This is a genomic window from Pseudomonas kairouanensis (genome assembly GCF_004682055.1).
GTDB lineage: Bacteria > Pseudomonadota > Gammaproteobacteria > Pseudomonadales > Pseudomonadaceae > Aquipseudomonas > Aquipseudomonas kairouanensis.
In genome coordinates this window covers 1-651 of sequence record NZ_QUZU01000106.1, presented here as the reverse complement: position 1 = coordinate 651, position 651 = coordinate 1, and the positions used below count along the sequence as shown (strand labels likewise).

Below are 651 nucleotides of genomic sequence, written 5' to 3'. Positions count from 1 at the left end.
TTATCTTCTTCAGCGCTGCCGTTGTCAGCGACCAGGACGCTTGCGTCATCAACAGGCGAGATGTTCACGTCCAGCGTGCTGCTCGACCCAGTATTGGTGGTGTAGCCGATTTGCGGTACGTCACCGTTGAAGTCTTTCACCGGAGTAAAGGTGTAGGCACCGTTGGCTGCGATGGTAATGGTACCGACGTTAGCGATGCTGGCTAATTCGCCAGCGTTGTAGCTGATGGTGCCGACTTTGAAGCTGGCGACGGTCAGTACGTTGTCGACATCCACATCGTTGGTCAGCACGTTGCCAGTGGCGACGTGATCTTCCTGGGCGCTGCCGCTGTCAGCGACCAGCACGCTTGCGTCATCAACTGGCGAGATGTTCACGTCCAGTGTGCTGCTGGAGCCGGTGTTGGTGGTGTAGCCAATTTGCGGTACGTCACCGTTGAAGTCTTTGACTGGGGTGAAGGCGTACGCGCCATCGGCACCGATGGTGATGCTACCAACACCCAGGATAACGGCGGTTTCGCCGGCCTTGTAGTCAGTGCCGTTAACGGTGAACTTCGCAACGGTCAGGGCGCTGTCGACGTCGCTGTCGTTGGTCAGCACGTTGCCGCTGGCAACGTGATCTTCTTCAGCGCTGCCGTTGTCAGCGACCAGAACA

1 protein-coding gene is annotated in these 651 nt (G+C 57.8%); it reads right to left on the bottom strand.

Features of this window, described 5'->3' with window-relative positions:
* The coding region (locus DYL59_RS31495) for an Ig-like domain-containing protein (RefSeq protein ID WP_167496746.1) at positions 1–651 on the bottom strand (651 nt) is incomplete at both ends.